The following is a 20,183-nucleotide window of genomic DNA, read 5'->3' as shown; positions in this document are numbered from 1 at the left end:
CAGATCGACATGTGGGGTACGGGATGGACGAATACCTGCCCGGCAAACCGGCGGACGTGGTCGACCGGGATCGGGAGTGGAATCTGCTCGCGGAGTTCCTCGCGGATCCGGAGCCCGCGATGCGGCTCGGCATCGTCTCCGGGCGTCGGCGGCACGGAAAGTCGTATCTGCTGCAGGCGCTGTCCGAGCAGGTCGGCGGGCTGTACGTCACGGCGGTGCGGGAGGAGGGGCGGCTTCCGGCGATCCGGCGGTTCAGCGACGCCGTCGCCGCGCACGCCGGGCTGCGCCCGGGGAGCCTGCGGCTCACCGACTGGCGCGACGTCCTGTCCAACGCCCTCGACGTCACCGCGCGCTCACCGCACCCGCTCCTGGTGATCGACGAGCTGCCCTACCTGCTCCAGCACTCGCCGGAGATCCCCGGGCTGCTCCAGCAGCTCTACGACGAGCGGCAGCGCGCCACGCCGTCGGACGCCGGGCCGGGACCCCGGCTGATCCTGTGCGGTTCCGCGATGAGCGTCATGCACGAGTTGCTGTCGGGCACCAAGCCGTTGCGCGGTCGAGCTGTGGTCGATCTGCGCCTGGGCCCGTTCGACTACCGGAACAGCCGGGCCTTCTGGCGGATCGACGATCCGCTGACCGCACTCAAGGTGCACGCCGTGCTCGGCGGGGCCCCCGGTTACCGGTCGGTGGCCGGGCGCCCGCACCCGGACGACGGCTTCGAGTCCTGGCTCGCCCGCACCCTGCTCGACCCGGGGCGGGCCGTCTACTCACGCACGGAGACCGAGTACCTGCTGCGGGAGGACCCGCGGATCACCCAGCACACCCTCTACTACGACATCCTCACCGCGATCGCCCGCGGCGCCACCACGCCCAGCAAGATCGGTGCGGCGCTGGAGCGTCCGCGCAACGCCGTCGCCCACCCGTTGGACGTGCTGGAATCGACCGGCTACGTCCAGCGCGAGCAGGACATCCTGCGCTCGCGGCACCCCGTCATCACACTCGCCGACCCGGTGATCCGCTTCAACCAGCTGATCACCCTGCCGCAGGTCGCAGCCGTCGAACAGGGCTTCGCCGAGCAGGTGTGGCAGCAGGCCGCCCCGACCTTCGCCTCCAAGATCCTCGGCCCGCACTTCGAGGACCTGGCCCGGGACTTCACCCGCCGCTACGCGCACACGCTGCTCCCCGGCGGACTGCCCGGTCCGGTGGGTACCACCGAGGTGGCCGACCCGGGGGCCCGGACGCGGCACGAGGTCGACGTCATCGCGCTGGCGGCCGGGGAGCGGCCGCAGTCCCCCCGCGCGAGGATCGCGCTGCTCGGTGAGGCCAAGGCGACCGCGGCCCGCCGGGGCACCGGCGACCTGGAACGCCTGGAGCGCATCCGCGGGCTGCTCGCCGAGCAGGGCCACGACACGGCGGGCACCACCCTGGCCCTGTACTCGCTGCACGGCTTCCACCCGGATCTGGGGGAGCTGGCCGCTCGCCGCGACGACGTCCTGCTCGTCGACCTGCCCGCTCTCTACGGGGTCCGACCCCCCGGGTCCGGCTCGTCGTCGTAGAGCTTTGCGCGGAGGTCGGGGCGGAGGAAGGCGGCGGGGGAGGCGATGGACAGGCCGCCGTCGACGGGGAGGACGGTGCCGGTGACGAAGGGGGCGGAGGAGAGGAAGAGGACGGCTCCGGCGACGTCGGCGGGGGTGCCGGTGCGGCCGAGGGGGTAGCCGTCGGTGACGTGGGGGAGGTGGTCGCCGCCGATCATGGCGGGGGCGACGGCGTTGGCCCGGATGCCGCGCGGGCCGTAGTCCAGGGCGAGCTGGCGGATCAGGCCCTCCACGCCGGACTTGGCCGCGGAGTAGCCGGGCAGCCAGGGGGCGGCGAGGGTGGCGTTGACGGAGCTGACGGCGACGATGCTGCCGCCGCGGGGCAGGACCGGGAGTGCGGCGCGGGCCGGGAAGTACGCGGTGTGCAGGGTGTTGCCGATGGCGCGGTGCCAGTCGTCGGGGCTCGCCCGGTGGGCCGGGGCGGGGGCCATGACGGCGGCGGCGAGCACCAGGACGTCGATGCCGCCGAGCCGCTCCACCGTACGGGCCACGGCCTCGTCCGCGCCCTGCGCCGTACTGACGTCGAGGGCGAGGTCGGCGGTCAGGGCGGGGTGGGGGGCGCCGCCGACGGAGACGCCCATGACGCGGTCGCCCGCCCGGGTGAAGGCCTCGGTGATCGCGTGGCCGATCGGCGAGGTGCTGCCGATCAGCAGGACGGCGCGGCTCACGCCGGGACCTTCGCGCCGAGCGGCAGCTCGGTGAGGATCTCGTCGAGCGCCTTCGCCGTCAGCGGGTCCAGCTCCTGCGCGGGCAGCCGTACGGCGCCGGACGCGATGACACCGCGCCTGCGCAGCACCTCCTTGTGCACCGCCCACGCCTGCCCCGGCCGCATGCCGATCTGGATGAGCGGCAGCAGCCGGGCGAAGGCCTCGCGGGCCTGCGCCCGGCGCCCCGCCGCGAGGTCGTCCAGCACGCCCCGCAGCAGGTCGGCGAATTCGCACGCGGGCATCGTGCCGACGGCCCCGTTGTCGTACTCCTCGATCAGGGCCACGGCGTTCTGCCCGCCGAGCACGGCGAAGGAGTCGGGGACGGCGGCGGTGACCGCCGCGACCTTCAGCGGCGTCGGGGGCGCCTCGACCTTGACCGACGTGATGCCCGGCGCCTGCGCCGCGAGCGTCGCGACCGCCGCCGGGTCGATCGCCACGCCGGTGGCGCCGGGCGCGTCCTGGATCATGACGCTCGCCTCGCTGCACGCCGCCACCTCGGCGTAGAAGTCGATCGTCTGCTGCCGGTTGGGCTTGGCCAGGAACGGCGGCAGCACCATGAGCTGGTCGGCGCCGCCCGCCGCCGCCTGCCGGGCCTGCTCGACCGCAAGCACGGTGCTCGTCCCGTTGACGCCCGCGACGACGGGCAGCTCCGGGCCCGCGACATCCCGCACCTCGCACAGGATCGCCGCCCGCTCGTCGGCCGTGAGCGCGAAGCCCTCGCTGGCCATGCCGAAGACGGCGAGGCCGTCGACGCCGCAGCCGAGCTGGAAGGCGACGAGGGAGCGCAGGGAGGGGAGGTCGAGGCGGCCGTCGTCGGTGAAGGGCGTGGCGAGGATGGGGATCAGGCCGGTGGGCGTGGCGTTGCGGGGCACGGTCAGCTCTCCTTGGCGAGTGCGGCGAAGGCCTCGACGGCCTCGGTGTCGATCTCGATGCCCAGGCCCGGGCCCTCGGGCAGCGTGAAGCCGGTCGGCCCGGCGTCCAGGGGCGTACGCAGCACGCGCTGCGCGAAGGGCACGGTCGTGGGCTGGAATTCGAAGAAGGGGCTGTCCCGGACCGCCGCCGACACGTGCAGGCCCGCCGCCATCGCCACGCCGAGCCCCACCGAGTGGTGGCAGGCCACGGGCACATGGTGGGCCTCGGCGAGCGCCGCGATCGTCATGGCCTCGGTGATGCCGGTACGGGCGACGTCCGGCTGCGCCAGGCCCAGGGCCCGGCGGGCGAGCCAGTCGCGGAATTCGTAGCGGTTGCGCATGGCCTCGCCCGCCGCGACCGGTGTGGTGATGCGCGAGGCCAGGTCGCGGTGCCCCTCGGTGTCCTCCGGGGCGAGCGGCGCCTCGAAGAACAGCGCCCGGCGGCGGTCGAGTTCGCGCCCCAGCTCCAGGGCCTCGGCCAGGCCGTACGCCCAGTGCGCGTCCACCGCGATCCGCACGCCGGGCGCGGCCGCGGCGACCGCGTCGTACGTCGCGAGGTCGGCCTCGACGCCCTTGCCCGCCGCGAGCTTGACCGTCCGCGCGCCCTTCGCCGCCCACCCGGCGGCGAGCCGCGCGCGGCCCTCGTCGGTGGGCTCGGGCAGGCCGGAGACGTAGGCCGGGATGTGCGTGCGGTAGGCGCCGCCGAGGAGCTGGGCGACGGGGAGGCCCGCGATCCGCCCGGCCAGGTCCCACAGCGCGGTGTCGAGGGCGGCGAGCGCGTCGGCCTGGTGGCCCACCAGGTGGCCGCGCTCGCGCATGAGGTCGCGCATGCCGTCCCACAGCGGGCGTACGGCGCGCGGGTCGCGGCCCAGCAGCCAGGGGCCGAGCATGCGGTCGACGATGGCCGCGACCACCTCGGGCCCGACCGGCGCCAGGGCCTCGCCCCAGCCCTCCGCCCCGTCGTCGGTGGTGACGCGGACGAGCAGGGTCTCCATCCGGGCGGAGTAGAGGCTGCGCCAGGGCGGCCGGACGAAGTAGCCGTCCTCGGGGCGGGGGGCGGTGCCGTCGTCGAGCTTGCCGAGGTAGGCCGACTCGGCCGGCTGCTTGACGACGTAGGTCGTCACCTGGGTGATCCGCACGCGCGCTCTCTCTTCTCGGGGGCTCGGGGGCTCGGGAGGCTGGGTGGCTCGGGTGGGGCTCGGGCCCGGGTGCCGTGCAGCCCCACCCCATCCTGGGATGCTGCTTGCGTATTCTGCAAGCCTCATCCACGATAGCGGATCCCCCTTCACCCGATCCCGCCGCCCCGCACGCGGAGGCCCCGTGAACGTGCCGGCGGCAGCGCAGGCCGAAGTGAAGGGCCCGCAGCACCCAGCGCTACCCAGCGCTACCGTGTGCGTATGTCAGCGCAGCCGGAGATCACCCAGCGCGATCTGCGCAACCGTTCACGAGAGATCATGGACGCGGTCCAGGACGGGCAGTCCTTCACCGTCACCCGCGACGGGCACCGGATCGGAGAACTAATCCCACTCCGCCGCCGCAGGCGATTCGTCCCGCGCTCGGAATTCGCCGCCATGTCCCGTACGGCATCCGGCATCTCGCTGGAGGCCTTCCGGTCCGACCAGGACGCCACGGCCGACCAGGACATGGACGATCCCTATGCCCGCTGAGTACGCACAGGGGCTCCTCGACACCACCATCGTGATCCTGCGCCGGTGGATCGACGCCGAAGCAGCCCGCATCTACGGCAGGGTCTGCGCCGCCGTGATCGGAGCGGGCCGCAAGCCGCGACGTCGGGTGGCCGACCTCATGATCGCCGCCATCGCGATCGCGGAGGGGCTGCCACTCTTCACCACCAATCCCGACGACTACAAGGGACTCGACGGCCTCCTGACCGTGGTGCCCGTCGCCCGGCCCACCGTCCTGCACGACCGGTAGCGCCACGACCGGTAGCGCCACGGGCGGTCACGCCGGATCCCGCACCGGCGGGTCGGTGTCGCGCGGCGCCCCCGTCAGACCGGCCTCGCGCAGGATCCGGTCGACCGTCGCCGTCAGGGGGCTGGCGGCGCCGATGACGGTCTCGGCGGCGGACGGCAGCAGGTCACGCTCGACGTACCACTCGCGCAGATGCGCCTCGGTGACCTGGGCCAGGTACTCCGGGTCGCCCTTCGAGGCGTGCCGGACGAGCGTCTCCTCGAAGGGCACGTCGAGGTAGTAGCAGCGGGTCAGCCCGCGGTGGTCGTCGATCAGCTCCTGGAGCATCGCGCCGTAGTGGGCGGCGTAGAGGATCCCCTCCACGACCACGTCGTAGCCGGCGTCCAGCGCGTAGCGCGCCACGACGCCGATCAGCCCGACGTTCGCCCCTCCGGCGCGATCGCGCTCGCGCAGCACGACCCGGCGCAGATTGTCCTGCGCCACCACCGCGACTCCCCGCCCGCACCGCTCACGGATCCCCGCGGCCACGGACGACTTGCCCGACGCCGAATTGCCCCGTACGACGATCAGCCGCGTTCCCGCGCTCCCGGTGTCCACGCCGGGCACGCTACGGGCAGCGGCCCCCACGCGTCAGGGACGCCGGGGTCAGGCGAGGGTCTCGCCGCCGTCGAGGGTGAGGATCTGGCCGGTCATGTAGGGGTTGGCCATCAGGAAGAGCACCGCGGACGCGGCTTCCTCGGGGGTGCCGAAGCGGCCGAGGGGGTGGGTCGCGCCCGCGGCGGCGATCGCCTCGTCGGTGGACATGCCGGGGCGGGTGCGCCACAGGGGGGTGTCGATGCGGCCGAAGCGGACGGCGTTGACGCGGCGGCGGGTGGGGGCGAGTTCGACGGCGAGGGCCTTCGTGAGGGTCTCGACGGCGCCGGCCGCGGAGAGGGGAGCGGTCATGCCGGCGGCGGGGCGGGCCACGAGGATGCCGGAGCTGAAGGTGAGGGAGCCGCCCGCGGGCAGGCGGTCCGCGGCGACGCGGGCCGTGGTGAAGGCGGCCTGGAGGCGGGAGTCGAGGGCGGTGCGGATGCCCTCGGCGGTGAGCGCGGCGAGCGGGCCCGCGCCCGCGATGCCGCCCGCGGTGACGAGGACGTGGTCCACCTCGCCCGCCCGGTCGAACGCCTCGGCCAGGATCCGCTCGTCGCCCCCGTCCCCCGCGACCTCCAGCACCGCGCCCTCCTCCCGGCCCGGCCCCGGGATCCCCCGCGCGGCGACCGCGGTCTCCCGGACCCGGGCGGCGGCGCCCCGCAGCCGCCCGGGGTCGCGGCCGACCAGGACGACCCGCGCGCCGACCGTCCGCAGCAGGACGCCCGCGGCGAGCCCGATGCCCGACGTGCCGCCGACGAGGACCGCGGTCGTGCCCGCGAGCGCGCTCGGCAGCGGGGTGCGGATCGGGATCGGGGCGAGGGAGGGGGTGGTGGCAGGAGTGCTCACGGGGCGGCCCTTCGGTGCGAAACAAACCATCCGGTCTTTTACTGCTCTGCCGATACTGCCGCCCGGACGGGCGGTCCCGGACGACGGCGAGCAGGAGGACGAGGAGGCGGGCGACCGTGAGCGGCGCTCAGCGCATGCCGCCCGACACGAGGATGACGTCGCCGGTGATCCAGCGGGCGTCGTCGGACGCCAGGAAGGCGACGAGCGGGCCGTAGTCGCCGGGGAGGCCGGTGCGGCCCAGCGGGGTGGCGGCGATCGCCGCAGTCTCCTGGTCGGAGCCGGTGAACCCGAGGGCGCGGGCGCCCTCGGTGTCGGTCGGGCCGGGGGCTATCGCGTTGACGCGGATGCCGCGCGGGCCCAACTCCTTGGCGGTGGTGACGGTGAAGGCGTTCACGGCGGCCTTGGACGCGATGTAGAGGGCGCCGTACGGAGGGAGGGTGAACGTCCCGGCGGTCGAGACGTTGACGACCGCCGCGCCGTCCAGGTCGTCCTGGGCCGCGAGCGCCTGCGTGGTGAGGACGGTGCCCAGCAGGTTGGTGTTCAGCTCGCGGTGGAATTCCTCCTCCGTGACGGCCGCGAGCGGGCCGAAGGCCGCCACCCCCGCGTTGTTGACCAGGACGTCGACCGGCCGCCCGTACGCCTCGCGCGCCGACGCGAACAGGCGCCGTACGTCCGCGGACGCGGCCACGTCCGCCCGGACGGCGAGAGCCTGCCCGCCCTCGGCGGCGATGTCCGCGACGACCCGTTCGGCACCCTTCGCGTCCTCCCGGTAGTTGACGACGACCGCCGCGCCGCTCGCGGCCAGCGCCCGTGCGATCCCCGCGCCCAGGCCCTTCGACGCGCCCGTGACGATCGCCGTACGTCCGTTGTTGCTGCTGCTCACCGTGGCTCCCTGGAATGACGAGGTGCGTGATCCGCACGACTCACCGTAGGAAACCCACTCACCTGAAGGAAGTACGTACCTTTTTGTAAGCTGCTCCCATGACGGAAACGCTCCAGGACGACGCGGCGGCGGCAACGGCCGCCCGGCTGCTGGCCCATGACACCTTCGACGCGAAGTGCGTGCTCCGGCCGATCATGGATCAGACCACCAGCCGCTGGGCGACGCTGATCATCTCCGCCCTCATCACGGGCCCGCACCGCTTCGCGCAGCTGCACGCCCGGGTCGGCGGCATCAGCCAGAAGATGCTCGCCCAGAACCTGAAGGCGCTGGCCCGCACCGGCCTCGTCCACCGCGAGGTCGCGCCGACCACCCCGCCCCAGGTCACGTACAGCCTCACGGAGTTGGGCGCGAGCCTGGCCGGGCCGCTCACCGAGCTGATCGGGTGGTACGGGCGGCACGGCGACGAACTCCTCGCCGCCCAGGCCGACTACGACCGCGGGCAGTCCGAAGTCTCCTGAGCAGCGCGCCCGTTCAGGGCTTGACGATCGCGTCCTGCGCCACCAGCGGGGTGCCGTCGTGCCAGTCCAGCGGCTTGCCGAAGCGCACCAGCTCGCCGTACAGCCCGGGGTCGACGCCCTCGGCGGAGACCAGGTCGAGGACGGCCTCGGCCGCGGCAGCGGGCGTCTGGGCGTGGCTGTAGTCGCTGAACCAGGGGCGGGAGGTGGCGGTGTCGACCATGCCGGGGCACACCGAGGCGACCAGGGTGCCGGTGGCGAGGTCGCGCTCGCGGCGCTCGGCGGCGACCGCGCGGACGGCCGCGACCTGGGCGACCTTGGAGGGGACGTTCAGCCACACGGGCCAACCGGCCTCCCGCGCCGTGCCGTTGTGGACGGCGGCGCGCCAGGACTCCACCGCGTATTCGACCTGCTCCAGGCTCGCGCCGTCGAAGAGGTGGTGCAGCCACGGGTCGAGGTGGCCGAGGGTGCCGAGGCTGCTGGCGACCACGAGCAGCCGCCCGCCCGGGCGCAGCACGGCGCCGAAGGAGCGCAGGATCGCGTGCGTGGCGGTGTTGGAGACGTCGATGACCTCGTCCGCGCGCTCGGCCTGCGAATCCTCGGGCAGCATGCGGGTCACCGCGTTGGAGAGGACGACGTCCACGCCGCCGTGCTCGGCCCGCAGTTCCTCGGCGAGGCGGGCGACGGCGTCGGTGTCGCTGACGTCCAGGACCCGGCCCTCGACGCGAGCGCGGCTGCCGGGCAGCGCGCGGACCTCGGCCGCGGCGGCCGTGACCCGGTCGTGGTTGCGGCCGGTGAGGAGGACGAGGTCGCCCGGCTGCATGCGGGCCGCGAGCCCTTCGGCGAGGGCGCGGCCGAGTCCCTGGTTGGCGCCCGTGACGAGGGCGATGCGCGAAGTGTTCCGAGGAGTGCTCATGCCTCCACGCTAGGAACGCGCGCTCCATGCGTCCAACGAGACTTCGGCACGGCTAGTATGCGCAATCGTCATGGACTTCAGGGATGTCTCACTCACCGCGCTGCGCGTCCTGCGGGCCGTCGCCGAGCAGGGGACCTTCACCGCGGCCGCCGCCTCGCTCGGCTACACCCAGTCGGCCGTCTCCCGGCAGATCGCCGCGATCGAACGGGCCGCGGGCGCCGAGCTGCTGGAACGGCGGCGGGACGGCGTACGGCTCACGGCGGCCGGACGGGTCGTCATGCGCCGCGCCACGACCGTCCTGGACGAGATCGACGCGGCCGCCCGCGAGCTGTCGGGGCTGGACGAGCAGGCCGGGACGGTACGGCTGGGGTGGTATCCGAGCGCGGGGGCCGTGCTGGTGCCGCGCGCGCTCGCCGCGCTGCGGCGCACCGACCCCGGGCTGCGGGTGGTCGGCCGGGAGGGCGCCAGCACCCCGGCGCTGGTGCGCGCGCTGCGGGCGGGCAGCCTGGACCTCGCGGTGCTCGCGTCGGCGCCGCCCTTCCGGCCGCCGGACGCCGAGTCGCCGCCGCTGGTGCTGCGGACGCTCGCCGAGCGGGCACTGTGCCTGGCCGTGCCCGCCGCGCACCCGCTGGCCCGCGGCGACTTCGTCGATGTCGCCGACCTGCGCGGGCAGCGCTGGATCGCCGGGTCCCCGGCGGGCGAGGACCATCTGATGGGCGTGTGGCCGGGCCTGGACGAGCGCCCCGACATCGCGCTGGTCGCCCGCGACTGGCTCGCCAAGCTCCAGCTCGTGGCCGCGGGCTGCGGCCTGACCACGGCGCCGGCCGCGCTCGCCGCCGCCGCGCCGCCGGGCGTCCGCATCCTGCCCGTCCGCGGCGGCCCGCAGGAGCAGCGCCGGGTGCTGCTGGCCCGGCTGCCGCACCCGGCGCCGAGCGACGCGGCCGCCCGAGTGGGGGCGGCGCTGCGGGCGGCGGCCGTGGAGGAGGCGGCCGGGGCGGGGCCGGGGGCGCTGTGACGGTACGCGCCCCGCGCCCGTACCCGCCACACTGGCCCCATGGCCGACATCAGACGCAGCGCGGGTCTGCTCCTCTTCCGCCGCGCCCCCGGCGGGGTGGAGGTGCTGCTCGGGCACATGGGCGGGCCGTTCTGGGCCCGTAAGGACGCCGGGGCGTGGACGGTACCCAAGGGCGAGTACGCCGGGGACGAGCAGCCCTGGGACGCCGCCCGGCGGGAATTCCGGGAGGAGTTGGGGCTGCCCGCCCCGGACGGGGAGCCGCTGCCGCTCGGCGAGGTCGTGCAGTCGGGCGGCAAGCACGTGACGGTGTGGGCGGTGGAGGGCGACCTCGACCCGGCGGACGCGGTGTTCGGCACCTTCACGACGGAGTGGCCGCGCGGCTCGGGCCGTACCGCCGAATTCCCCGAGCTGGACCGGGTCGCGTGGTTCCCGCTGGACGCCGCCCGGGACCTCGTCGTCACGGCCCAGGCGGCCTTCCTGGACCGGCTGGCGGAGCGGGTCTGACGGCGCCGGTCAGGCGGCCAGGGCCGTCCGCAGATAGCCGGTGATCTCGGCGCGGGCGGCGAAGGCCTGGGGGGAGGCGCCGGGCATCGTCAGGAAGGCGTGGAAGGCGCCGGGGTGTTCGTTGAGGCGGGTGGGGGTGCCCGCGGCGCGCAGCCGGGTGGCGTAGGCGCGGCCGTGGTCGGCGAGCGGGTCCTGGGTGGGTATCACCACGAGCGCCGGGGGCAGGCCGCCGAGATCCGGGGTGTGCAGCGGGGAGAGGGCGCGCGGGTCGGCGCCCGGCGGGGTGGCCAGGCGCCGGACGAGGTGCAGGACGTCGACGTCCAGCGTCGGGGTGCGGGCGTGCTCGGCGGCGGAGGGGTGGTCGAGCATCGACGCACTGACGTCCAGGGCCGGGTTGACCAGCACCTGCGCGGCGAGCGGCAGCCCGGCCTCGCGGGCGCGCAGCGCGACCAGGGCGCTGACGAGTCCGCCGTAGCTCTCGCCGAAGAGGGCGGTACGCGCGGGGTCGGCGCCCCATTCCGCCGCCTGGCCGGTCACGTGCCGCAGCACGTCCCAGGCGTCGTCGACGGCATGCGCGAGCGGGGTGCCGGCGGCCAGCAGGCGGTGCTCGACGGAGACGACGAGCGCGGGCAGCCGGGCCGCCAGATGGCTGCTGGTCCAGTCGCACTGCACGGCTGTGCCGACGAACCCGCCGCCGTGCACATGGACGACCAGCGGCAGCGGGCCGTCGGGCGCGGCGGCCGGGCGGTAGACGCGTACGGGCAGGCGGCGGCCGGGCAGGTCGACGTCCTGCCAGCCGATCACCGCGCCGGGGTCCGGCTCGCCGGTCATGGCGCGGGCGGCGGGCGCGGCGCGGAAGCGGTTCTCGGCCTCGCTGTAGGCGCGCAGCTCGGCGTCGGTCACCGCCGTCCAGTCCGGCGCGGTCGGCCGCGCCGGAGTCACGGAAGCAGCGGTGGTGGTGGCGGGCTCACTCATGGTCATTCCCCTCGTCCGGAGCGCCCGGCCCCGTCGTCGGCGGTGGGCGCAACAGCATTGCCCTCATTATGCACGCACCGCGTGCAACGCCAAGTGCAGCACCGCGCGCATGCCAGTACGCATGCATTAGGCTGGCGGCCATGACGACAGGCAGACGGCGCTGGTCCACCGACGAGATCCTGGACGCGGCAGCCGACCTGCTCCGTACCGGCGACGCCGAGTCGTTCAGCGTCCGCAAGCTCGCGGCGGTGCTCGGCACGGACTCCTCCAGCCTCTACCGGCATTTCCGCAGCAAGACCGAGCTGCTGCGGGCGGTCGCCGACCGGGTCCTGCTGGCCGCCATGGACGGCTACCGGCCCGAGGGCGACTGGCGCGCGCGCCTCACCGCGGTGGCGCTGCGGCTGCGGGCCGCGTTCGGCGGCCAGGTGCAGCTCGCCGCGGTCTGGGGACGCTACGCGTCGAGCGGCGAGGGCGCCCGGCTGGTCATGGAGGAGGTCCTGTCGGCGCTGGACGAGGCGGGCCTGCCCGACGCGGCCGTGCCGGTCCACTACCACCGGCTCGTGGTGCTCGTCGCCGCCCTCGTCTCGTCCGAGGCCGGGATCGGCGGCCTCACCCCGGCCGAGTACGACCAGGGCGTGGAGCTCTTCCGGGTCGCGGTGCTGGGCGCCGACCCCGGGCGCTTCCCCGCGCTGGCCCGCCACGCCCGCGATCTCAGCCCGCTGGGGGCGGACCGGCAGGCCGCCTTCGAGGACATCCTCGCCGCCCATCTGGCGAGCGTCGCCGCCGCGATCCCGTAGAGCGGCAAGGCCGAGGCCACCCGGTACGGGACCGGGTGGCCTCGGGTCGTACGCGGCTCAGCCGCCCGTCACGCGCTCGCGGGCATCAGCTGCGCCATGTTGAAGCCGGCGACGTCCTTGCTCGATCCGATGCCGTCGCCCCACTGCATGTAGCCCTTGCGGACGCCGTTGTCCTTGTCGTTGACGTCCAGGACGAAGGAGAAGACGGTGTCCGCGGCCGGGGTGACGGACGCGAGGTCGCTCCACGGGATCGCGAGCTGGTAGAGGGTGGTGTGCGCGGTGTCGTCCCGCGTCACATGGACGGTCGCGTCCGTGACCTGGCCGCTGCCCTCGGTCGGGGCGATCCAGCGGTAGAGCTGCTCGCCCGCCGAGGTGAGGGCGGCGCCGTATTCGTAGTGGCCGTTGACGGACGCGGTACTCGGGACGGCCGCGCCGCCCGGGGCGCCGGAGGTGGCCGCCAGCTGGAGGCTGTCGCCCTGCCAGATGTCGGGTCCGGTGGCGGGCTGCGACTGGACGTCGTCGGTGAGGTTCGCCGTGACGTACAGGTTGGCGTCGTCCCAGTTCAGCCACACCTTGCCGGACAGGTCCGCGTCGCCCCCGTACGGCTGCGAGCCGTCCAGGCCGGACCAGGCGGCGGTCTTCGCGAGGTCCACGGCGGGGCCGTCCTGGACGTCGGCGAGCGTCCACGACTTGCCGAGGCTCTTGTTGACGGCCGGCAGGAAGGAGACATGGCCGGAGAAGGATTCCGAGGACAGGTCACCGGAGATCACGCCGGTCACGGTGAAGGGGTAGGTCGTCCCGAAGTCGATGCCCGTGACGGGCACTTCCACGGTCGCCGACTCCCCGGGCGCGATGGTCGCGCCGACGGCCTGGGTGCCCGACGTGCTGCCGAGCTTCCACCGCACGCCGGTCACGGAGGTGGCGGTGTCGGACGGGTTGTGCAGCACGACCTGGAGCTTGCCCGCCGCCGGGTCCGTGCCCGTCACGAACGGGGTGACCTGCTCCGGGGTGGCGCCCGAGGTCACCGTCAGCGGGCTGACCGCGGCCTGGCTGTACGCGCCCGCGCCGCCGGTGAAGGCCGCGCTCGCCGCCAGTTCGGCCTTGGTGCCCGGACTCGCGGACGCCGGGACGGTCACGCTCCAGGTGGCCGTGACCTTCTGGCCGGGGGCGACCTCGCGGACGGTGACCGGCGAGGTCGCCTTGGCCGTCCAGCCGTCGGGCGAGGTCAGGCTCAGGGCCAGGTTGCGCACGGCCTTCGCGCTGGTGTTGGTGTAGGACGCGGTGGCGGTGACGGCGGTGTCGGGCTTGACGATGTCCGCCGCCTGGAGGGTGAACGGATTCTGCACCACGATCGGGGCGGTGCCCGTCACGCCGTTCACCGTCACCTCGACCGACGCGGCGCCGGGCGCGCGCATGGTGACCACGCCGTCCCGGCTGACCGTGGCGACCTTCGGGTCGGTGGTGCGGTAGCTGACCCGGGCGCGGCCGAGGTCCGCGAAGGACTGGTCGTTGTTCGCCGCCTCGACGATGTGGTCCGCGGGGGCGTGCTCCTGCTCCAGCGCAGGGTCGGTGTCGGGCGCGATCCACGGGTTGGCCTTGGTGAGGTCCAGCGTGTCACCGGCCGCGAAGACCACCTGGCCGGGCTGGACGGTGACCGACTGCACCCGCGGCGTGACGGCGCCGTGCACCCGGACGGTGCCGGAGCCCGCCACGGTGGCGGAGTCGGGGCCGACGCGGAAGGCGTAAGTGCCGTTGTCCACCACCTGCTTGAGGGCGCTCTGGTCCCACCGGCTGAGGTCGGCGACCTTGACCGAGAGCGTCACGTGCTCGGTCTTCCCGGGCGCGAGGACCTTGGTCTTCTTGAAGCCCGCGAGCTGCTGCGCGGGCAACTCCACGCCGGGGACGGTGAACTGGCGCGACGCGTAGAGCTGCGCGACCGTGGCGCCCGCGGACGTACCGGTGTTGGTGACGTCGAAGCTCACCTTCACCGTGCCGTCGGCGGTGGCGGAGGAGGGGCCGACCTTCACGTGGGAGTAGCCGAAGTCGGCGTAGGACAGGCCGTATCCGAAGGGGTAGGCCGGCTTGCCGGTGAAGTACATGTACGTACGGCCGAGTCCGCCGGTCTCGGACGGGGTGAGGCCGTAGGTGTCCATCGACGGGAGCTGGTCGTCGCCGGAGAACCAGGTGAAGTCCAGGTGCCCCGAGGGGTTCTGGGCGCCGAAGAGGACCTGGGCGAGCGCGGTGCCCTGGCTCTCGCCGTTGTAGCCGCTGAAGAGGATCGCCGGGAAGTCCCGCTGGGCGGCGCTGATGTCGTACGGGCCGTCGGACTGCACGACCGCCGCGGTGCGCGGGTTGCCGAGCGCGGCGACCTGGTCGATCAGGCTGTCCTGGTTGCCCGGGAGGGCGAGGGCGGCGCGGTCGGTGCCCTCGTCGGCGACGCCCATGTCGGAGCCGACCATCACGACGACCAGGTCCGCGGTCTTGGCCGCGGCCTGCGTGGCGGCCGAGCACGCGGCGGGCGTGGTGGCGCCGGTGGAGACGCCGCACGCGTCGAAGGTCACGGTCGCGCCGGGGTTGGCGGCCTTGACCGCGTCCGTGATGCCCTGCGCGGGGCTGACGGTGTGCGACGGGCGGCCCGAGTAGCCGCCCAGCGTGGTCGTGCCGGCGAGGCCGCCGAGGACCACGACGCTCTTCAGCTTCTTCGGGTCGGCCGGCAGCAGCGGCTTCGCGGTGCCCTTGACCTTGTCGTTCTGCAGCAGCACCAGGTCCTGCGCGGCGACCTTCGCGGCGAGCGCGTGGTGGGCGGGCGATTCGACCTGGTCCTTGGTGATCTTCGTGTACGCGACCTTGTTCGCCGGGTCGAACTCACCGGTCTCCATACGGACGGTGAAGAGCTGGGTCAGGGCCCCGTCGATCACGCCGGTCGACAGCAGGCCCAGGTCGACGGCCGCGTCGATGTTGGCGGTGGTCAGCTCGCCGCCCGCGCAGTTGAGCTGGGTGCCCGCGCGCAGTGCGAACGCCTGGCCGCCCGCGGCCGCCGATATCTCCTTGCCCGTCGCGGTGTTGGTCCACGTCGTGCCGTTGGTGGTCCACCCCGGGGGCGCCCAGTTGTGCGCGCCGGAGGAGTAGACGTCGCCGACCGCGCCGCAGTCGGAGGTGGTGTAGCCGCCGAAGCCGTAGGTGGCCTGGAGCAGTTCGTTGACGGTGTACGTACTCGCGGGCGCGGGCGTGCCGTTGATCGCGTTGTACGACGTCATGACGCCGGAGACGTGTGCGTCCTGCACCAGGCTCGCGAACTGCTTGGTGTAGTAGTCGCGGATGTTGGCGTCGGTGGTGTTCGCGCTCTGGGTGTGCCGGTTGTTCTCGTCGTTGTTGAGCGCGTAGTGCTTGGCGGTGGCCGCGACCTTCAGGTACGGCGTCATCTTCTTGCCGTCGATCGTCTGGCCCTGGTAGCCGTTGACGAACGCGCCCGCCATGGTGGAGGCGAGGTAGGTGTCCTCGCCGAAGGACTCGTTGGTGCGCCCCCAGCGCGGGTCGCGGTCCATGTTGACCGTCGGCGCCCAGAAGGTGAGGTCGCCGTAGTCGTCGATGTCCGGCCCGATGTTGTTCTGGCCCTTGCCGAACAGCGACTTGTCGAGGGTGCCGCGCACCTCGTCCGAGATCGCCGTCGTCTCCTGGTAGGTCAGCTCCGGGTCCCAGGACATGGTGGCCGCGAAGTTCACCGGGAAGCTGGTCGCCGTGACGTCCAGCTCGCCCTGGCTGCCCGCCTCGGTGTCGGCGCCGAGCCGGTTGATGCCGTGCTGGCCCTCGCTCCAGTAGGTGTACTGCTGGACGCCCAGCCGCGGGATGGCGGGCGCGTTGTTGGTCTGGAGCTGCTTGACCTTCTCGGGCAGCGTCATACGCGAGACCAGGTCGGCCGCGCGCTGGGCGAAGCTGTAGTGGGTGTCCAGATAGACCGGCGTCGCCGCGGCCGCCCGCGCCGCCCCCTGGGGGCTCGCCTGCGCCACGGCCGGCAGCCCGGCCACCACGGCCACCGCCAGCGCGGCGGCCGCCGCCCGGCCTGCCGATCGTCTCAATTTTCGGGAGCGCACTGTTGTCTCCTTCACGTCACGCGCCCCAGGGGGCGCAGCTCACGCCCCCACACATTCGGCTTGCAATGAACGGAAGTCAAGGCTTCGTTCACCGTCCGCGAAGATCCGTTGAAGTGTCAGATAAGTGCCCTGACAAGGGTATTAGCGCTCAGCGAGGCGCCGCCGGAGTGCTGCATGGCGCCGTCGATCACGGACCCTTTTGCCTAATTCCGTCGAAAGTCGCCCGTCGCTCAGACGCTGATCGCGAGCTTGCCGGGCACCCCGCCCGCCGCCAGCAGGGCATGCGCCTCGGAGAGCCTTTCCAGCGGGAAGGCCTGCTGCACATGCACCGCGAGCCGTCCCGCCGCCACCAGCGCGGCCAGCTCCTCCAGCCCCGCCGCGTACGACGCACGCGCCGCCGAGGACGTCGCACCGCTCGCGGGGTGACCCGGCGCCCGGCCGCGCCTCAGGGTGCCGGGCAGCGGGCGGAGGCGGACTTCGCGGGGGTCAGCCGGACCTGGGCGGCGGGCAGGCGCAGGGGGGTGGCGGAGGCCGGATCCCACAGGACGGCGGTGTCGCTGTCGGCGGAGAACAGGACGTAGGGCAGGCGGGTGTCCAACGGCGGCCCCTGCCCCGCCAGTTCGGCGGCCGGCACGACGGGCCGGACGCACGTCCACGCGGGCTGGACGCCGAAGTACGGGGGCAGCGCGTCGCTGCGGGCACGGGCGGCGGACGTCGTGCGGTCGACGGCCGCGGTGGCCGAGCCGAGGACGAGGCTCGTACCGCCCAGCAGCAGCAGGAGCAGCAGGAAGAGGTAGGCGACCCCGTTGAAGCCGTCGCCGGGGGTGGCGCGGCCGTAGTGGAAGTGCCGGGCGTACCCCCAGCCGGCGGGGACGAGCAGGACGACGCTGAAGAGCGCGACCAGCTTGGCCGTCGCCGCGAGCTGCCAGATCGCGGGGACGCCGAGTTCGTCGGACGACAGGCCGAAGCCGTCGGCGTACAGCGCGTGCAGGACCGAGCCCGCGGTGAGAAACGACGACGTGGCGAGGGTGATGAGCAGCGGGATCACCCAGGCCGCCCACTCGCCCCACGTCCACTGCCGCACCAGCAGCCACAGGCCCGCCCCCACGACCAGCACGACCAGCAGGCCGGCGGCCTGCCTGCGGAACTGCGCGCCCTCCTGCAGTGTCGCGCGCACGGCGGGAACCCCCATCAGCGCCGCGGTCAGCGCCGCGATGCCCGCGCCGCGTACCCGGTCGGTGATCCGGGCCCGCAGGCCCGCACCGGCGGGCGCGGGCGGCGCGGGGCGGTAGAGGCGGGTGCCGCACCACAGGGTCGCGGCCAGGGCGCCGGACGCCACCGCGTACCACCACACCCGCGTGAGCAGGCTGCCGCCCTGCGCGCACGACAGCGCCAGGACGAACACCAGGGCCGCGCCGAGCACGGCGACCATCCGGCGCTCGGCCTCCTCCTCCGGCCAGTTGCGCGACAGTTCGCGCCAGCGCCGGTCCCGCGGGCGGGCGGTGAGCCGGGCCGCCGGGTCGTAACCGCCCCCGATCGTCGTACGGGCCAGCCGCAGCGCCTGCGCGGGCCCGCCCGCGACGCGCGCTCCCGTGTCGTAGCGGCGCATCAGCTCCAGCCACCGCTGCACCCGGCGGCCGCGGCGGGTGGGGGGAGGCGGGATGCGGTGCGCGGTGGACTGGACCCGCCAGTTGGTCACCGTCTCGCCGTCCCGGACGATGCGCTCGCTGCGCCGGACGTACCCCTCCAGACCGGCGGCGCGCAGCAGTTTGGCGACGCGGTAGGAGGCGCCGCGCTCGCAGCCGCGGGCCGCGCCCGGCAGCCGCACCTCCAGCTCGTAGAGCCGCGAGCGCGGATCGGGCGGCAGGACGCCGGCCGTGGGCCCGGTGCCGGTCGGGTGGTGGCCGCGGACGGGCCAGTCGCGCGCCGCGAAGCGCCGTTCGGCCTCGGCCCAGTCGCGCTCGCCGCCCCTGACCTCGACCAGCGCCGCGACCCGCTGGTCGTACCGCACTCCCCGCATGGACGCCCCCCGCCGCCGAGTACGGGGAAAGTCCACCACACGCGGGGTTTCCGCGTCCCCGGGTCGGCCCGCTCCGGGGCATGCGGAAGCCGCCGCGGCCCCTCGGGCGGCGGCGGCTTCGCGCGGCGGGACGCGTCAGCCGGCGGTGGCCGGGACGAACTGGGCGGTGTAGACGCCGTCGCGGACGGTCGTGAAGTGCACCGCGCCGGTGAGGCCGTCGTACTCGCCGGTGCCGCCGGTGACGATGCCCTCGGTCGAGGCCGGGCCCTGGTCGTTGGCGACCAGGCTGCCGACCTGGAAGCCGATCGCGCCGCTGCCGGTGATGCTGACCATGCCGGTGCAGTAGACGACGTCGCCGGACTGGCCGGACGTGTCGTTGCAGCTCATCACCGCGCCGCCGATGGTGGTGCCGTTGGCGTCGAGGACGGCGCCGTGCTCGGCGAAGGACCCGTCGGCCGTGTCGCCCGCGGGCTGGTCCTGGCTGAAGTCGAGGGTGACCGTCTGCGCGGCCTCCGACGGGGTCACCGCAGAAGCGGCGGTCGCCAGGCAGGGGGCGGCGGCGAGGGCGAGGGCTGCCGCGGAGCCGGTGACGACCCGCTTGAGCAGGACACTACGAAGCATGTGTTCCTCCTTGGGATGTTCCGGACGGATTCGCCCGGTGCGGCCATAGCTGAACACACCGCGGAGAAGCCGACTCGCGATCGACCGCGCCACGGGGCAAATTCCCCGGATCGGCTGGCAAACCCGGCGCCGATCAGTCGAATTCGCGGCTCAGCCGCAGTCATCCGATTACGCCGAACGTGCCACGGCGAATTCGCATGTTCCGCTGGCACATGCTTATGCTCGGTTTATCTTCGGTTCGACCGCGTTCCACCTGGAGGATCGGCATTGAGTCCCTCGCGTCCATTGCGTCCCGAAGGATTCGGCGGTCGGATCGGCAGATTTTCCGCCTTTCCCCCGGCGTCTGCCGTGCTGCGGTGGGCCGCCTATCCGCTGCTCCTGCTCGCGGTGGTCACGGCCGCCGCCGCGGCCCTCGCCGAGCACTGGGACGACGGTGACGTCCTCGCGTTCGCGCAGGTCGCCGCCATCGGCTACCTGTGGGCGCTGGAGCGGCTCATCCCCTACCGCGCCGACTGGCAGCCCGGCGGGCGGGAAATCCGATACTACGGGCTCTATTTCGTCCTGACGATGACCGGCGGCGCGCTCGGCCAGCTGCTCGCCGCCGCGCTGGTGGCGCGGCTGGCGACACCGCACCCGGTGCTTCCGCTGGGCGTGGAAATCCCGCTCGCACTGCTGACCGGTTCACTGGCCAAATACCTTTTCCACCGGTGGTCGCACCGCAACCCGTGGCTGTGGCGGCTGCACGGCGTGCACCACGCGCTGGACAAGGTGAACGTCACGAACAACGGCGTCAACCATCTGCTGGACGTGCTGCTCGGGCAGGTCGCCGTGCAACTGGCGCTCACCGCGGTCGGGTTCTCCCGGCAGTCGGTGCTGTGCGCGACGCTGTTCGTGCTCGCCCAGGGGTATTTCGTGCACGCGAACATCGACGTCCGCATCGGCCGGCTGAACCACCTGTTCGCGAGCCCCGAGCAGCACCGGCTGCACCACAGCACCGCGCTGGACGAGGCCGGGCACTTCGGCGCGGACCTCGCCATCTGGGACCACGCCTTCGGCAGCTTCACCTGGCGGCCGGGCCGTGTCCCCACCAGCGTCGGGCTCCACGACCCGGCCTCCTTCCCGCCCCCCGGCGACGTACTGGCCAGCCTGCTGCACCCCTGGCGCCCGGCCGCCGCCAGGACCGGCCCCGGCACCGGGCCCACCGCCTGACCGACCGCGACCG

20 protein-coding genes are annotated in these 20,183 nt (G+C 74.0%); 8 read left to right on the top strand and 12 right to left on the bottom strand.

What is annotated here, in order from left to right; genetic code table 11:
* Window positions 1–23: 23 nt before the first annotated feature.
* Window positions 24–1,556, top strand: coding sequence for an ATP-binding protein (locus tag ACH4SL_RS31065; RefSeq protein ID WP_398451686.1), 1,533 nt, complete (start codon window positions 24–26; stop codon window positions 1,554–1,556).
* On the opposite strand, the gene ACH4SL_RS31060 is transcribed toward ACH4SL_RS31065, so the two are convergent.
* Genes ACH4SL_RS31060 through ACH4SL_RS31050 form a run of 3 tightly spaced genes read right to left on the bottom strand, consistent with a single transcriptional unit; the run spans window position 1,517 to window position 4,352 of the window.
* Entirely contained in the window at window positions 1,517–2,263 is a 747-nt protein-coding gene (locus ACH4SL_RS31060; protein ID WP_398451684.1) for an SDR family NAD(P)-dependent oxidoreductase, read from the bottom strand. The two genes, ACH4SL_RS31065 and ACH4SL_RS31060, sit on opposite strands and share 40 nt — an antisense overlap.
* Complete coding sequence (locus tag ACH4SL_RS31055) at window positions 2,260–3,174, bottom strand: dihydrodipicolinate synthase family protein (RefSeq protein ID WP_398451682.1); 915 nt, start codon at window positions 3,172–3,174, stop codon at window positions 2,260–2,262. Before ACH4SL_RS31055 ends, ACH4SL_RS31060 begins: the two co-directional genes overlap by 4 nt.
* A 2-nt stretch (window positions 3,175–3,176) precedes the next feature.
* Complete coding sequence (locus tag ACH4SL_RS31050; RefSeq protein ID WP_398451679.1) at window positions 3,177–4,352, bottom strand: mandelate racemase/muconate lactonizing enzyme family protein; 1,176 nt, start codon at window positions 4,350–4,352, stop codon at window positions 3,177–3,179.
* 258 nt (window positions 4,353–4,610) lie between these two features.
* Between ACH4SL_RS31050 and ACH4SL_RS31045 the strand changes: the two genes are divergently transcribed.
* Complete coding sequence (locus ACH4SL_RS31045) at window positions 4,611–4,880, top strand: type II toxin-antitoxin system Phd/YefM family antitoxin (protein WP_398451676.1); 270 nt, start codon at window positions 4,611–4,613, stop codon at window positions 4,878–4,880.
* Window positions 4,870–5,148, top strand: a complete 279-nt coding sequence (locus ACH4SL_RS31040) for a hypothetical protein (RefSeq protein ID WP_398451674.1) — start codon at window positions 4,870–4,872, stop codon at window positions 5,146–5,148. Before ACH4SL_RS31045 ends, ACH4SL_RS31040 begins: the two co-directional genes overlap by 11 nt.
* 27 nt (window positions 5,149–5,175) lie before the next feature.
* Here the strand turns inward: ACH4SL_RS31040 and ACH4SL_RS31035 are convergent, their stop codons facing one another.
* The 3 genes from ACH4SL_RS31035 to ACH4SL_RS31025 all read right to left on the bottom strand — a co-directional run bounded on the left by ACH4SL_RS31035 (window position 5,176) and on the right by ACH4SL_RS31025 (window position 7,507).
* Complete coding sequence (locus ACH4SL_RS31035) at window positions 5,176–5,751, bottom strand: AAA family ATPase (protein ID WP_398451672.1); 576 nt, start codon at window positions 5,749–5,751, stop codon at window positions 5,176–5,178.
* 39 nt (window positions 5,752–5,790) lie between these two features.
* The gene (locus tag ACH4SL_RS31030) at window positions 5,791–6,624 is read right to left on the bottom strand and encodes an SDR family NAD(P)-dependent oxidoreductase (protein WP_398451669.1); all 834 of its coding nucleotides are present in this window, start codon (window positions 6,622–6,624) and stop codon (window positions 5,791–5,793) included.
* A gap of 127 nt (window positions 6,625–6,751) precedes the next feature.
* Window positions 6,752–7,507 carry an SDR family NAD(P)-dependent oxidoreductase gene (locus tag ACH4SL_RS31025; protein ID WP_398451666.1) on the bottom strand — a complete coding sequence of 252 codons (756 nt, stop codon included), beginning with the start codon at window positions 7,505–7,507 and terminating at the stop codon, window positions 6,752–6,754.
* A gap of 98 nt (window positions 7,508–7,605) precedes the next feature.
* Here ACH4SL_RS31025 and ACH4SL_RS31020 point away from each other — a divergent pair, with 98 nt between their 5' ends.
* Window positions 7,606–8,025 (top strand): winged helix-turn-helix transcriptional regulator, encoded by a 420-nt coding sequence (locus tag ACH4SL_RS31020; RefSeq protein WP_398451663.1) that lies wholly within the window; start codon window positions 7,606–7,608, stop codon window positions 8,023–8,025.
* Window positions 8,026–8,038: 13 nt separating this feature from the next.
* On the opposite strand, the gene ACH4SL_RS31015 is transcribed toward ACH4SL_RS31020, so the two are convergent.
* Window positions 8,039–8,938 (bottom strand): SDR family NAD(P)-dependent oxidoreductase, encoded by a 900-nt coding sequence (locus ACH4SL_RS31015; protein WP_398451660.1) that lies wholly within the window; start codon window positions 8,936–8,938, stop codon window positions 8,039–8,041.
* Between the two features lie 70 nt (window positions 8,939–9,008).
* On the opposite strand from ACH4SL_RS31015, the gene ACH4SL_RS31010 reads away from it, so the two are divergent.
* Window positions 9,009–9,953, top strand: coding sequence for a LysR family transcriptional regulator (locus ACH4SL_RS31010; RefSeq protein WP_398451657.1), 945 nt, complete (start codon window positions 9,009–9,011; stop codon window positions 9,951–9,953).
* A 39-nt stretch (window positions 9,954–9,992) separates the two neighbouring features.
* Complete coding sequence (locus tag ACH4SL_RS31005) at window positions 9,993–10,457, top strand: NUDIX domain-containing protein (RefSeq protein WP_398451655.1); 465 nt, start codon at window positions 9,993–9,995, stop codon at window positions 10,455–10,457.
* Window positions 10,458–10,466: 9 nt separating this feature from the next.
* On the opposite strand, the gene ACH4SL_RS31000 is transcribed toward ACH4SL_RS31005, so the two are convergent.
* The gene (locus ACH4SL_RS31000; RefSeq protein ID WP_398451652.1) at window positions 10,467–11,432 is read right to left on the bottom strand and encodes an alpha/beta hydrolase; all 966 of its coding nucleotides are present in this window, start codon (window positions 11,430–11,432) and stop codon (window positions 10,467–10,469) included.
* 140 nt (window positions 11,433–11,572) lie between these two features.
* Here ACH4SL_RS31000 and ACH4SL_RS30995 point away from each other — a divergent pair, with 140 nt between their 5' ends.
* Window positions 11,573–12,229: a TetR/AcrR family transcriptional regulator gene (locus ACH4SL_RS30995; RefSeq protein ID WP_398451649.1), complete on the top strand. Its 657-nt coding sequence runs from the start codon at window positions 11,573–11,575 to the stop codon at window positions 12,227–12,229.
* 68 nt (window positions 12,230–12,297) lie between these two features.
* On the opposite strand, the gene ACH4SL_RS30990 is transcribed toward ACH4SL_RS30995, so the two are convergent.
* From ACH4SL_RS30990 to ACH4SL_RS30975, 4 genes are all read right to left on the bottom strand, one after another.
* Window positions 12,298–16,305, bottom strand: a complete 4,008-nt coding sequence (locus ACH4SL_RS30990; RefSeq protein WP_398451646.1) for a glycoside hydrolase family 3 C-terminal domain-containing protein — start codon at window positions 16,303–16,305, stop codon at window positions 12,298–12,300.
* A 245-nt stretch (window positions 16,306–16,550) separates the two neighbouring features.
* Entirely contained in the window at window positions 16,551–16,862 is a 312-nt protein-coding gene (locus ACH4SL_RS30985) for a zinc-binding dehydrogenase (RefSeq protein ID WP_398451644.1), read from the bottom strand.
* On the bottom strand, window positions 16,766–18,340 hold the full coding sequence (locus tag ACH4SL_RS30980; protein WP_398451642.1) for a hypothetical protein: 1,575 nt from the start codon (window positions 18,338–18,340) through the stop codon (window positions 16,766–16,768). Before ACH4SL_RS30980 ends, ACH4SL_RS30985 begins: the two co-directional genes overlap by 97 nt.
* 135 nt (window positions 18,341–18,475) lie before the next feature.
* A complete protein-coding gene (locus tag ACH4SL_RS30975) occupies window positions 18,476–18,961 on the bottom strand; it encodes a hypothetical protein (protein WP_398451639.1) in 486 nt (161 codons plus the stop codon).
* A 348-nt stretch (window positions 18,962–19,309) separates the two neighbouring features.
* On the opposite strand from ACH4SL_RS30975, the gene ACH4SL_RS30970 reads away from it, so the two are divergent.
* Window positions 19,310–20,170 (top strand): sterol desaturase family protein, encoded by an 861-nt coding sequence (locus ACH4SL_RS30970; RefSeq protein WP_398451636.1) that lies wholly within the window; start codon window positions 19,310–19,312, stop codon window positions 20,168–20,170.
* The last annotated feature ends 13 nt before the right edge of the window (window positions 20,171–20,183 follow it).

Source organism: Streptomyces sp. NPDC021020 (assembly GCF_044333285.1).
Lineage (GTDB): Bacteria > Actinomycetota > Actinomycetes > Streptomycetales > Streptomycetaceae > Actinacidiphila.
Note: the sequence above shows the minus strand (reverse complement) of the source record. Positions and strands in the feature narration are given on the sequence as shown.